Source organism: Streptomyces sp. NPDC006134 (assembly GCF_040628835.1).
Lineage (GTDB): Bacteria > Actinomycetota > Actinomycetes > Streptomycetales > Streptomycetaceae > Streptomyces.
Genome location: NZ_JBEXTV010000026.1, coordinates 99,938 through 112,135, shown reverse-complemented (window position 1 = coordinate 112,135; position 12,198 = coordinate 99,938). Strand labels below are relative to the sequence as shown.

The 12,198-nt window shown below is 70.7% G+C and carries 13 protein-coding genes and 1 riboswitch; of the genes, 6 read left to right on the top strand and 7 right to left on the bottom strand.

Annotated features, from left to right (window positions below; all coding sequences use genetic code 11):
• Window positions 1–102 precede the first annotated feature (102 nt).
• Window positions 103–522 (top strand): heme-binding protein, encoded by a 420-nt coding sequence (locus ABZ340_RS19030; protein ID WP_358782920.1) that lies wholly within the window; start codon window positions 103–105, stop codon window positions 520–522.
• A 91-nt stretch (window positions 523–613) separates the two neighbouring features.
• Here ABZ340_RS19030 and ABZ340_RS19025 read toward each other — a convergent pair whose 3' ends face one another.
• From ABZ340_RS19025 to ABZ340_RS19000, 6 genes are all read right to left on the bottom strand, one after another.
• On the bottom strand, window positions 614–1,480 hold the full coding sequence (locus tag ABZ340_RS19025) for a GNAT family N-acetyltransferase (RefSeq protein WP_358782919.1): 867 nt from the start codon (window positions 1,478–1,480) through the stop codon (window positions 614–616).
• A 627-nt stretch (window positions 1,481–2,107) separates the two neighbouring features.
• Window positions 2,108–2,590 carry an NUDIX hydrolase gene (locus tag ABZ340_RS19020; RefSeq protein WP_358782918.1) on the bottom strand — a complete coding sequence of 161 codons (483 nt, stop codon included), beginning with the start codon at window positions 2,588–2,590 and terminating at the stop codon, window positions 2,108–2,110.
• A 153-nt stretch (window positions 2,591–2,743) separates the two neighbouring features.
• Window positions 2,744–3,649 (bottom strand): LysR family transcriptional regulator, encoded by a 906-nt coding sequence (locus ABZ340_RS19015; RefSeq protein ID WP_358782917.1) that lies wholly within the window; start codon window positions 3,647–3,649, stop codon window positions 2,744–2,746.
• 233 nt (window positions 3,650–3,882) lie between these two features.
• Entirely contained in the window at window positions 3,883–5,079 is a 1,197-nt protein-coding gene (locus ABZ340_RS19010; protein ID WP_358782916.1) for a cystathionine gamma-lyase, read from the bottom strand.
• Window positions 5,076–5,570, bottom strand: a complete 495-nt coding sequence (locus ABZ340_RS19005; RefSeq protein ID WP_358782915.1) for a low molecular weight protein-tyrosine-phosphatase — start codon at window positions 5,568–5,570, stop codon at window positions 5,076–5,078. The genes ABZ340_RS19010 and ABZ340_RS19005 overlap by 4 nt, the downstream gene beginning before the upstream one ends.
• A 5-nt stretch (window positions 5,571–5,575) precedes the next feature.
• The gene (locus ABZ340_RS19000) at window positions 5,576–5,953 is read right to left on the bottom strand and encodes a phage holin family protein (protein ID WP_358782914.1); all 378 of its coding nucleotides are present in this window, start codon (window positions 5,951–5,953) and stop codon (window positions 5,576–5,578) included.
• 58 nt (window positions 5,954–6,011) lie between these two features.
• Between ABZ340_RS19000 and ABZ340_RS18995 the strand changes: the two genes are divergently transcribed.
• The 4 genes from ABZ340_RS18995 (at window position 6,012) to ABZ340_RS18980 (ending at window position 8,449) form a co-directional block, all read left to right on the top strand.
• Window positions 6,012–6,329: a cupin domain-containing protein gene (locus tag ABZ340_RS18995; protein WP_358782929.1), complete on the top strand. Its 318-nt coding sequence runs from the start codon at window positions 6,012–6,014 to the stop codon at window positions 6,327–6,329.
• A gap of 290 nt (window positions 6,330–6,619) precedes the next feature.
• Window positions 6,620–6,832: a DUF5326 family protein gene (locus ABZ340_RS18990; protein ID WP_358782913.1), complete on the top strand. Its 213-nt coding sequence runs from the start codon at window positions 6,620–6,622 to the stop codon at window positions 6,830–6,832.
• A 354-nt stretch (window positions 6,833–7,186) separates the two neighbouring features.
• Complete coding sequence (locus ABZ340_RS18985) at window positions 7,187–7,912, top strand: IclR family transcriptional regulator C-terminal domain-containing protein (RefSeq protein WP_358782912.1); 726 nt, start codon at window positions 7,187–7,189, stop codon at window positions 7,910–7,912.
• Window positions 7,913–8,011: 99 nt separating this feature from the next.
• Window positions 8,012–8,449, top strand: a complete 438-nt coding sequence (locus ABZ340_RS18980; RefSeq protein ID WP_358782928.1) for an SsgA family sporulation/cell division regulator — start codon at window positions 8,012–8,014, stop codon at window positions 8,447–8,449.
• A gap of 51 nt (window positions 8,450–8,500) precedes the next feature.
• On the opposite strand, the gene ABZ340_RS18975 is transcribed toward ABZ340_RS18980, so the two are convergent.
• Complete coding sequence (locus ABZ340_RS18975; protein ID WP_358782911.1) at window positions 8,501–10,015, bottom strand: YibE/F family protein; 1,515 nt, start codon at window positions 10,013–10,015, stop codon at window positions 8,501–8,503.
• Between the two features lie 71 nt (window positions 10,016–10,086).
• Window positions 10,087–10,276, top strand: a riboswitch (TPP riboswitch).
• Between ABZ340_RS18975 and thiC the strand changes: the two genes are divergently transcribed.
• On the top strand, window positions 10,269–12,062 hold the full coding sequence (thiC, locus tag ABZ340_RS18970; protein ID WP_358782910.1) for a phosphomethylpyrimidine synthase ThiC: 1,794 nt from the start codon (window positions 10,269–10,271) through the stop codon (window positions 12,060–12,062). Its footprint overlaps the riboswitch before it by 8 nt.
• The last annotated feature ends 136 nt before the right edge of the window (window positions 12,063–12,198 follow it).

Sequence of the window (12,198 nt, the reverse complement as noted above, 5' to 3'; positions counted from 1 at the left end):
CCGGAGGACCGGGCGGCCATTCTCCGGGAGCCATCAACGGCAAACACCTCATCAGCCACACCCGGTCCTCCCGGACCGCCCAACATTCTTAAGGAACCCCTCATGAGCACCACCGCCGTCACCCCGCTGACCACCCAGGACGCCGAAGCCCTCGTCGCCGCGGCCCGCCGCGCCGCCGAGGCGGCCGGGGTCACGGTCAGCGTGACCGTCCTGGACGCGGGCGGCCATCTGCTGGCCTTCCGGCGTGACGACCGGGCCGTGCTGATCTCCGGTGAGACCAGCATCCGCAAGGCGTACACGGCACTCCAGCTGAACGCCCCCACCGCCGACCTCGTCGACGCCGTGCAGCCCGGGGGCCTCTTCCACACCCTGCCCACCGCACTCGACCGGCCGCTGCTGTTCATCGCGGGTGGTGTGCCGGTCCATCGTGACGGCCGGCTCATCGGTGCGATCGGGGTCGGCGGAGGCGCTCCCGAGCAGGACCACGCCTTCGCCACGGCCGCCGTCGAGGCCCTCGCCTGACGCACCGGCGCATGTGCGCGAACGCCGGTTCCCGGGACACCCCGGGAGCCGGCGTCGTCGTATCCCGGCGGGCCCGCCTGCGCGCAGTGCGTCAGCCCGCCGCCACCGTCACCGGAGCGAACCGCCGGTTCCAGTCACCGGGCAGCTCGGTGATCCCGCAGGCCATTACCGCGTTGAAGGTGACGGACGCGAGTCCTCGTTCCTTCACCCATGTGAGCAGCTCGGTGTGCCGTACGTCGATGTCGGTGCGCAGCGGGCGGTCGGAGTGTGCGGCGATCGAGACGAGCAGTGCCTTCGCGGTTTCCGTGTCACGGGCGATCAGCGGGCCCACCACGTGGGTGTCCATGTTCGGCCAGGCCGCCGCGTAACCGATGAGCCGGCCGTTCTCCTCGGCGATGCGCAGGTGATCGGCGAAGGCGGGCAGCCGGGTGACGATGGGGGTGCGATCGGCACCGAACACTTCCTCGTCGAGCCGGAGCATGGCGCCCAGGTCCTCGGCGGTGGCGGCCCGTGTCGCGATCCGTGGTGAGTCCCCGGGCGGCACGAAGTTCCCCTTCACCATCTCCGCCTGCCCGATGACCTTGAAACCGAGCTCTTCGTAGAGCGGGCGGCCGTACGGGGTCGCGTGCAGGGTCACCGGGGTGGTGCCCATCTCCGAGAGCACGTGCCGCATCAGCCGCCGCCCCACACCCTGACGAGAGTGCCGCTCGGCGACCAGCACCATGCCGATGGCCGCGAGGGCGGGCCGTTCGTGGGGCCCGTACAGGGTGACGACGCACGCGGCGACGAGTCCGCCGTCGGGGTCGTCGATGCCGTACCCCCTCCCGGCGGTGAGGAGGAAGCCCCACTTGTGTTCTTCGCGTGGCCACCCCCGGTTCTCCGACAGGTCGGCGCAGGCGGTGAGGTCCCGCAGGGTCAGACGGCGGATGGGCAGAGCGGTGAGGGAAGGAGTCGGCACGCAGGTCAGGCTGTCCGACAGGGCCCCCCGGCGTCCACCTGTTTCGGCTGACACGCACAAGCTTTTGGCCATGTCATGAACCACGGCCCGGAAAGGGGGGCGTTTCACGTGAAACATCGGGACCGCGGAGGACACCGGACGCGCCGCAGCCCGACGGGCGGGGAGACCGGTGACGCCGTTTCCGGGTAGGCGGCCGGGGCAGCACCTGCGCAGGGCAGGCTCGGGCCCCGGACAGAAGCCGGGCAGCGGCTTCTGTCCGGGCAAGAACAATCCGCCCGTGGGGAACGCAAGCCTCTTCCGGCCACGTTGGAACTGCGCAGACCGACCGAGAGATGTTCGAGGCGAGGCAGACCATGGAGGCTCCGCCGCCACGTCGGCCGACAACGGCAGCCCTGGCAGCGGGAGCGGCTGGTTCGCGTCACCACAGGAGCCGGTGACGGAGAGGGGTGCCACGGAGCTGTCTTCGGAGCCGTCCCCGGACGCACGCCTCGCCCGCCGGACCGCGGCGGAGATCGCTCCCCGGGCTGCCACGGTCAGGTGGACGCCGTACGGAACGCCGGCATCCCCGCGGAGCGCATACGGCATGACGTGGTGGCCTCGTCCCCGGGCGCTGACGGGGCGCGGTCCTCAGCCCAGGTCGTGGGCGTGCAGAGCGCGCACACCCTCGATGTTGCCGTCCAGGTAGTGCCGCAGTGACAGCGGTACGAGGTGGACGGACGCGATCCCGACCCGGGTGAACGGCACCCGGACGATCTCGTACTCACCGGCGGGCCGGTCGACCTCGGGACCGTGCCGCAGGGACGGGTCCATGGACTCCAGGCGGCAGACGAAGAAGTGCTGCACCTTCACGCCGGTGGCGCCGCCGTCCTCGCCGATGTGTTCCACGGTGTCCACGAAACAGGGGACCACGTCCGTGATCTTGGCGCCGAGCTCCTCGTGCACCTCACGGTGCAGGGCGTCGACGACGGTCGGGTCGCCCGGTTCGACCCCGCCGCCCGGAGTGACCCAGTAGGGGTCCACGCCGGGCTTGGTGCGCTTGATCAGGATGAGGTCGTCACCGTCCAGCAGAACGGCGCGGGCGGTGCGCTTGACCACGGGTCGGACGGTCATGGGAGAAATGTCGCCCGGCTGGTTCCACGTGAAACATCGCACGACGTCATGGTGCGAGCCCACGCATGACCGCCCCGGTCGGTGTCCACCCCCGGTCGGTGTCCACCCCCGGTCGGCGTCCGCCTCCGTCGGCGCCCGGCCCGACGGGCCGGCTCAGCCCCATGCGGCCGCCGCGCGCAGAAGTCCCTCGTGCGCCCGTGCGATGTGCGGCATCGCGAGCGTGCCCGTGCGGACCACGAGGAAGTACGTGCGCAGCGGGGGCACCGCCGGATGGTGCAGAGCGACCACCTCACCGCGCTCCAGGGCATCCGCACACAGGTAGCGGGGCAGCACCGCGAGTCCGGCCCCGGCGGCCGTGCACCCCAGTACGGCCCGCAGGTCGGGGACGACGATGGTGCCCGGCGCGGCCGGGCGGGCGTCGAAGACGGACGCCCAGTAACGGGAGACGAACGGCAACGACTCGTGCACCTCGATCACGGGAACGTGGTCCAGGGCGGGAGCGCCGTTACGGTCCAGCTTCCCGGTGCCGATCTGCTCGGCCCAGCGCGGCGCCGCGACCAGGACATGCTCCTCGTCGCAGAGCGCGGTCGCGACGAGCAGACCACCGCGCGGCCGGGCCGTGCTGATGGCCAGATCGTGGTGCCCGGCGGCCAGCCCGTCCAGGGTCTCCTCGGCGTTCCCGAACGAGGCGCGCAGGGCGAAGCCCTGTCCGTCGTCGTCGGCCAGCCCGGTGAGCGCGGGCACCACCCGCTCGGCGGTGAACTCGGGGGGCCCGGCGAGGTGCAGCGTCCGTAAGGAGGAAGTGTCGTCCAGCCCGGTCTCGACGATCTCCACCAGGGCGTCGAGATGCGGGGCGGCCTTGTGGGCGAGTTCGTCCCCTATGGTCGTCGGCGTCACGCCGCGGGCCTGCCGCAGGAACAGCGGGCGTCCCAGCTGCCGCTCCAGCGTGCGGATCTGCGAGGTGACGGCCGGCTGGGACAGGCCGAGCAAGGCGGCGGCGCGGGTGAAGGAGCCGGCCCGGTGCACGGTCACGAAGGTGCGCAGCAAGGCCAGATCCACGTGACAGCCTCCCCCTCGCGTCGTCTGCTCCCGGCCCCCCGGCCCCGCCCAACTATAAATATGTCGATAGGTCTCTGTCGCTACTGTGATTGGACACTGACACTGAGTCAACTAGCCTTGTTCGGGTGGTTCTTCGCGCGCAGAACCGGGACGGTCCGAGCCATGAGGGGGGAGGCTCGGACCGTCCGCCGTAACGGCGGAGGGCGCACCGGCCGGTGCGGACGGGCAGCCGGTCAGCCGGCGGACTCGTCCAGTGCCCGCATCAGGTCCGCGATCAGGTCCTCGGGATCCTCGGCGCCCACCGAGAGGCGGACGAAGCCCTCCGGCACCGCGTCGCCTCCCCAGCGTCCGCGCCGCTCGGCCGTGGACCGTACCCCGCCGAAGCTCGTCGCGTCGTCCACGAGCCGCAGCGCGTCGAGGAAGCGATCGGCACGCGCGCGCGTGGGCAGCGTGAAGGAGACGACGCACCCGTAGCGCCGCATCTGCTGCGAGGCGATCTTGTACGAGGGGTCGTCGGGCAGCCCCGGGTACCGCAGCCCGGACACCTCGGGCCGCTTCCGAAGTGCCTCGGCGACCTGGAGCGCGGTGGCGTTCTGCCGGTCGACACGCAGCTGGAGGGTGGCGATCGACCGGTGCGCCAGCCAGGCCTCCATCGGCCCGGGGATCGCACCGACGATCTTGCGCCAGCGCCGTACGGCGGTCATCGCCTCGGGGTCACGGCCGGCGACGTACCCGAGGAGGACGTCGCCGTGGCCGGTGAGCTGCTTGGTGCCGCTGGCCACGGAGAAGTCGGCGCCGAGCTCCAGCGGGCGCTGCCCGAGCGGGGTCGCGAGCGTGTTGTCGACGGCGACGAGGGCGCCCTGCGCGTGAGCCGCCTCGGCGAGCCGCCGGACGTCGCACACGTCGAGCCCGGGGTTCGAGGGGGTCTCGATCCACAGCAGCTTCGCGCCGTCCAGGACGTCGAGCTGGGCGTCGCCGCCGGTCGGGGCGGTGCGCACCTCGACGCCGTACGCCTCCAGCTGGGCGCGCACCAGAGGCAGCACCTGGTAACCGTCGCCGGGCAGGACGACCACGTCCCCGGCGCGCACCTGCGAGAAGAGCACCGACGAGATCGCGGCCATGCCCGAGGCGAACACGAGCGTCTCGACGTCGTCCCGTCCGGGCGCCTCCAGTTCGCCGATGGCCCGCTCCAGCAGGGTCCACGTCGGGTTCTCGTCACGGCCGTAGGTGTACGGGCCCGTGGGGTCGCCCGGCAGATGGAAGTGCGCGGCGAACACGGGACCGGGCAGGGTCGGCTCGTGCTTCACCGGCTCGGGCAGCCCGGCCCGCACCGCGCGCGTGCCGTCGCCGGCGGCGCTCCCGCTGGCCGCCGCCCGGGAGCCGTGTCCCTGCCCGCCGTCCTCGCCGCCGCCCATAGCGGAATCGTTCATGCCGCCCGTCCTTCCACGTGCTCGCGTACCGCGGCGAGCAGTCCGGTGCTCGCCGCCTCCACCATCTCAAGGCACTCCGTGAAACCGTCCGTGCCCCCGTAGTACGGGTCGGGCACGTCGAGGTCGTCGTCGTGGGCCGCGGGGTCGTACGAACGCAGCAGCCGTACCTTGGCCGCGTCCTGCTCCGTGGGCGCGAGGCGGCGCAGGGCCCTGAGGTGGCCGGTGTCGAGGGCGATGACCAGGTCCAGACGGGAGAACCAGGACGGCTGGAACTGCCGGGCCGTGTGGTCGAGGTCGTAGGCGTTGTCCGCCAGGACGGCCAGGGTGCGCGGGTCGGCGTCCTCCCCCTCGTGCCAGCCGCCGGTGCCGGCGCTGTCCACCTCGACCAGGTCCTCCAGCCCGGCCTCCGCCACGCGCGCGCGGAAGACCGCCTCGGCCATCGGGGAGCGGCAGATGTTGCCGGTGCACACGAAACAGACGCGGTAGGTCATCGGCTTCAGTCCTTGTCGGGGAGGACCACGTTCAGGGCCCAGGAGACGATCGAGACGATCAGGCCGCCCAGGACGGCGGCCCAGAATCCCTCCACATGGAAGCTCAGGTCCAGCTTGTCCGCCAGCCACGAGGTGAGCAGCAGCATGAGCGCGTTCACCACCAGTGTGAACAGCCCGAGCGTCAGGACGAACAGGGGCAGGGTCAGCACCGTCACGACCGGCTTGACCAGGAGGTTGACCAGGCCGAAGACGAGGGCGACGAGGACCAGGGTCCCGGCCTTCCTGCCCGTGCTGTCGCCGGTCAGCGTGATCTTGTCCAGCAGCCAGACGGCGACCGCCAGAGCGCCCGCGTTGGCGATCGTCTTGACTAGGAAATTCATCATGTGTCTGATCGTGGCAGACGCGAACGGACCCGAACGTGAGACAGGGGCGGACGAGGCGATGAAGGCATTCCGGCTGGACGAACTGGAGGCGGAGCGCGCCGCCAACGACGGGGCGTACCTGCAGTTCCTGCGGGAGCGGAACATGTCGGTCGGCCTGTACGCCCTCGACGCGGGCGAGCCCGACCCGCAGAAGCCGCACGACCAGGACGAGGTGTACTTCGTCGTCAGCGGCCGCGCCTCGATCACCGTCGGCATGGAGACCACCCAGGTCGCCCGCGGCAGCGTGGTCTACGTGCCGGCCGGGGTCGCCCACAAGTTCCACCACATCACCGAGGACCTGCGGGTGCTGGTGGTGTTCTCCCCGCCCGAGAGCTGAGCCGCCGTCTCCAGGGGCCCTCGTCTCCGGGTTCCCTAGGGGACCGGTCAGGGGAGGACAAGGGATGCGAGGCCCCCGCCCGGGCCTTCCGCGGCCCTAGCATCGATTCCAGGACAGCAGGAGATGGCCGGACCGGTGTCCCGGTCACCCCGGGAGGCCGGGACACCGGCAGGCGGGACGCAGGGCGCCCGGGGAACCGGGTCACCGCGTCCCTAGGAATCCGATCAATCCGAGAAAGCCGAGAAAGCCGGCCCGGTACACCGACGGGCGGAGAGGTAAGGACGAGGGCGATGCGAGAGATCTTCGCGGGACTGCCGTGGTGGGTGAAGTGGGTCGCGGTGCCGGTCATCGCCCTGGTCGTGTTCGGCGGGCTGATAGCCAGCGTGGTCGGTTTCCTGGTCGGACTGCTCTTCAAGGTGCTGGTCTTCGTCGCGCTGGTCGGTGGACTGGTCTACGTCGTGCGGAAGTTCACCGCGCGTTCGTCGTCCCGCAGCGACTGGTGAGGTTCGTGGGACACCGGTGAGTGGTAATAGGAATCACCGGTTCCCTCGTGCGGGGGAGGTTTCCCGGACAGGCGGTCTGCGGGCGGGAACGGACGGTTAAAGTCCGGAAACCTCACGCGGGGGAGACCCCGCGAGCGGAGTACACCTCCACCCGTGTCTCCCCGCACGGGACCCCCTCGCGCTCCGGGAGTGACCTTGGCCACGGCTGACACCCCATCCGCCCCACCGCACACCTCCCCCGTGCCGTCCCAGTCGGCCTCCGCACCGCCCCGCACGTCACCGCCCCGCACGTCACCGCCCCGCGCGACACCGCCCTCCGCGGGCCGTGCCTCCCCCGCGACCCTCATCGGATCGGTGCAGCGCGCGATGCGCCTGCTGGAGCGCGTCGCCGAGCACGCGCACGGGGCCCCCGCCAAGCAGCTGGCCCGCGAGACCGGCCTGGCGCTCCCCACGGCGTACCACCTGCTGCGCACCCTCGTCCACGAGGGCTATCTGCGCCGCGAGAACGGACTCTTCTTCCTGGGTGAGGCGGCCGAGCGGCTCGCTGCCGGCGGAGCCCGGCAGAAACGTCGCAGCACCGTCGTCGACGCGCTCGCCTGCTGGCGCGACGCCATCGGCGTTCCCGTGTACTACGCGATGTACCGGGACGGCGAGATCCACATCATGGGCGTCTCCGACACCCCGGGGAACCCGGCGGTCGAGGAATGGGCCGACTTCCGCGAGACCGGGCACGCGCACGCCATCGGGCAGTGCCTGCTGGCGCAGCTGGACGAGGAAGCACGCCGCGACCATCTCGACCGCTACCCGGTCCAGCCGGTCACGCCGTACACGGTGGGTGACGACCACAGTCTGCTGAAACGGCTGGAACGCACACGGCGGATGGAACCGGTCGTCGAACGCCAGGAGTACGCGCTCGGGACGGTCTGCGCGGCGATCCCCATCACCCTGGGCACCACGGCGGCGACGATGGCCATCTCCCTGCCCGCGCAGCATGCCGACCGGCTGCTGCCCGCCGTGCAGCAGCTCCAGCACGAGGTGGGGCGCCGCCTGGGGTCGCTGGCGATCTCTATCAGTATCTGAAAACTCACTCCTTGTGATCTGGTGTGTACGTTCAGCAAGATGCCAGCAGTGTCAGAGGTTTGATTCCCGGCCAGTCGACGGCGAACGACGGGGTACATGATGCGCGAGTCCGTACAGGCAGAGGTCATGATGAGCTTTCTCGTGTCCGAGGAGCTTTCTTTCCGTATCCCGGTGGAGCTGCGCTACGAGGCCTGTGATCCCTATGCCGTGCGGCTGACGTTTCATCTGCCTGGTGATGCCCCGGTGACCTGGGCCTTCGGACGTGAGTTGCTGATCGACGGAGTGGGCCGCCCGTGCGGTGAGGGCGATGTGCGCATCACGCCCGTGGAACCGGAGGCGCTGGGCGAGGTGCTGATCAGGCTTCAGGTCGGTAGCGACCAGGCGCTGTTCCGTGCCTCGTCGGCACCGCTCGTGGCCTTCCTCGACCGCACCGACAAACTGGTGCCGCTGGGGCAGGAGGGCGCGCTCGCCGACTTCGACGCCCACCTCGACGAAGCGCTCGACCGCATCCTGGCGGAGGAACAGAGCGCCGGCTGAAGCGTTACGGCAGCCTCGACGGTGGTGGCGTAACGCTTCGCCGGATCGGCGTCAGCGCTTGCGGCGCCGGCCTCGTCCCCCCCGAGCCGGGACGGGGCCGGTACCCGGCGCCGACGCTTCGCGCCCGGGGCGGTCGGCCGAGACCACCAGGGCCGCCAGGGCCGTGGTGACCGGCACCGACGCCACCAGGCCGATGGAGCCGACCAGAGTGCGGACGATCTCCTCCGCGACGAGCTCGCTGTTGGCGACGGTCCCCACGCTGCTCTGCGCGATCGAGAACAGCAGCAGCAGCGGCAGCGCCGCGCCCGCGTAGGCGAGGACGAGCGTGTTGACGACGGACGCGATGTGGTCGCGGCCGATGCGGATGCCCGCGCGGTACAGCCCGCGCCAGCCCATCGACGGATTGGCCTCGTGCAGCTCCCACACCGCCGACGTCTGGGTGACCGTCACGTCGTCGAGGACGCCGAGCGAGCCGATGATGACCCCGGCCAGCAGCAGGCCGCTCATGTCGATGGACGGGTACAGACCGTGGATCAGACCGGTGTTGTCGTCCGTGTTGCCGGAGAGCGCGGCCCAGCCGATGAACAGCGACCCCAGGACACCGATCAGCAGCAGCGAGATCAGGGTGCCGAGCACCGCCACGGACGTACGGGCCGACAGCCCGTGACACAGGTACAGGGCGATCAGCATGATCGCACTCGACCCCACCACCGCCACGAGCAGCGGGTTCGAGCCCTGCAGGATCGCGGGCAGGATGAAGAAGTTCAGCACCAGGAAGCTGATGGCCAGCGCGACCAGCGCCATGACGCCCCGCAGCCGCCCGACGGCCACGACGGCGAGCGCGAAGATGCCGGCCAGCAGCGCCATCGGCATGCGCCGGTTGATGTCGGCGACCGAGTACTGCAGGTCCCTCGGCGCCGAGGGCTCGTAGGCGACCACGACCCCCTGGCCCTGGTGCAGTTGCCGTGACTGGTCGGGCTGCACGATCTCGGTGAACGTGCGGCCCTTGTCCTTGCCGGTGTCGACCCGGATCGTCGCCTTCTTGCAGGTCCCGTTCGCCTGCTGCACCGCGGAGGAGCCCTCGGCGGTGGAGGTGTCGCCGGTCGGGGGGACGGCCGAGGCGTTGACGTCCTTGCAGCTCACCTCGGTCACCCGGGTGACCGTGGCCTGCTGCGTCTGACGGTCGAAGCCGACGCCGGTGCGTTCGTGCGGCGGCGCACCGCCCGGCCACAGCACCGCGAGCCCGACAAGCACCGCCGCGGCGAACGGGATGAGGACCGCCGCGATGACCTTGCGCAGATGCCGGGAGACCGGCGTCGCCGGGCCATGGCTGTGCCCATGCCCATGGCCGTGCCCATGACCGCCCCCGGGCCCGTGCCCATGACCGCCCCCGGGCCCGTGCCCATGACCGCCCCCGGGCCCGTGCCCATGACCGCCCCCGGACCCGTGCCCATGACCGCCCCCGGACCCGTGGCCGTGTCCGTCTCTCGCACCGGGGCCGCTGCCGGCGCCGGGGCCGTGGGACGGATCGGGTGGAGGATAGGAGGGCTGCTGCGTCGTGGTCACCGACCGATCATCGCAAGAACCCGGGGGGCCCTCTGGTCACCGCGCCCGAAGGGACGCTAGCGTGGAGGCACCTTTGTACACGCGGGAGCTCGGAGCACCGGGCTGAGAGGGCGCTGACCTCCGTCCCAGCGACGTTTCACATGAAACGTCACCGAAGTCGGGTGATGTTTCCCACGGAACGTCGGCGGACGGACACCGCTGCGTCGACCGCCGAACCTGTTACCGGGTAATGCCGGCGTAGGGAGTAGGTCTCATGACCATCAAGGACGCACGCACGCCTGCCTCCACGCAGAACTCCGCCGACGGGGAGTCCACGGAGGCCGGGAAGTCCATCGGCTGGCACAAGGCGTACATCGAGGGCTCACGCCCCGACCTGCGGGTGCCGGTCCGTCAGGTGCACCTCACCAACGGGCAGTCCGTCACGCTGTACGACACATCGGGCCCGTACACCGATCCCCTCGTGGACACGGACGTCCGCAGGGGCCTGCCGCCGCTGCGGGAGAACTGGATCATCGCCCGCGGCGACACGGAGGAGTACGCGGGCCGTCCCGTCCGTCCCGAGGACGACGGGATCAAGCACACGTCACCGCGTGGCGGCCTGCGCAACCTCGACGCGGTCTTCCCCGGACGCCCGCGCCAGCCGCGGCGCGGACGGGACGGCCAGGCCGTGACACAACTCGCGTACGCGCGCCGGGGTGAGATCACGCCCGAGATGGAGTATGTGGCCATCCGGGAGAACGTGTCACCCGAGGTGGTCCGCGAGGAGATCGCCGCGGGGCGGGCGGTTCTGCCCGCGAACGTCAACCACCCGGAGATCGAGCCGATGATCATCGGCAAGCGGTTCCTGGTGAAGGTCAACGCCAACATCGGCAACTCCGCCGTGACCTCCTCCATCGAGGAGGAGGTCGAGAAGATGACCTGGGCGACCCGCTGGGGCGCCGACACGGTCATGGACCTGTCCACCGGGCGCAACATCCACACCACGCGCGAGTGGGTGCTGCGCAACTCCCCCGTCCCCATCGGCACCGTGCCGCTCTACCAGGCCCTGGAGAAGGTAGACGGCAAGGCCGAGGAGCTGACCTGGGAGATCTACAAGGACACGGTCATCGAACAGGCCGAACAGGGCGTGGACTACATGACGGTCCACGCGGGTGTGCGCCTGGCGTACGTGCCGCTGACGGCGAACCGCAAGACCGGAATCGTCTCGCGCGGCGGCTCGATCATGGCGGCGTGGTGCCTGGCGCACCACAAGGAGTCGTTCCTGTACGAGAACTTCGAGGAGCTCTGCGAGATCCTCGCCGCCTACGACGTGACGTACTCCCTCGGTGACGGCCTCAGGCCGGGCTCGATCGCGGACGCCAACGACGAGGCGCAGTTCGCGGAGTTGCGGACGCTCGGGGAACTCAACCGGATCGCGAAGCGTTTCAACGTTCAGACCATGATCGAGGGCCCGGGCCACGTCCCGATGCACAAGATCAAGGAGAACATCGACCTTCAGCAGGAGATCTGCGATGAAGCCCCGTTCTATACGCTCGGCCCGCTGACGACGGACATCGCCCCGGCGTACGACCACATCACCTCCGGCATCGGTGCCGCGATGATCGCCTGGTGGGGCACGGCCATGCTCTGCTACGTCACGCCGAAGGAGCACCTGGGCCTCCCCAACCGTGACGACGTCAAGACCGGCGTCATCACCTACAAGATCGCTGCTCACGCGGCCGACCTCGCCAAGGGACACCCGGGCGCGCAGGAGTGGGACGACGCGCTGTCCGACGCCCGCTTCGAGTTCCGGTGGGAGGACCAGTTCAACCTGGCCCTCGACCCGGACACGGCACGGGAGTTCCACGACGAGACGCTGCCGGCCGAGCCCGCCAAGACGGCCCACTTCTGCTCGATGTGCGGCCCGAAGTTCTGCAGCATGAAGATCTCGCAGGACATCCGCCGCCGGCACGGCGACAGCCAGGCCGAGATCGAGGAAGGCATGGCCCAGAAGGCGAAGGAGTTCGCGGCCGCGGGCAACCGCGTCTACCTGCCGATCGCGGACTGACCTCGCGTCACCGGCACGGGGCGGAGTGACGGAGCGACGAGGGGGCCGGCCGCCCGGCTCGCCCTCTGTCCTCCGCCCCGTCCGCCCGGCAGGTCCCGCCCGACGGGGTCACCCCCGCGGACCCCTGGGGCGGGCT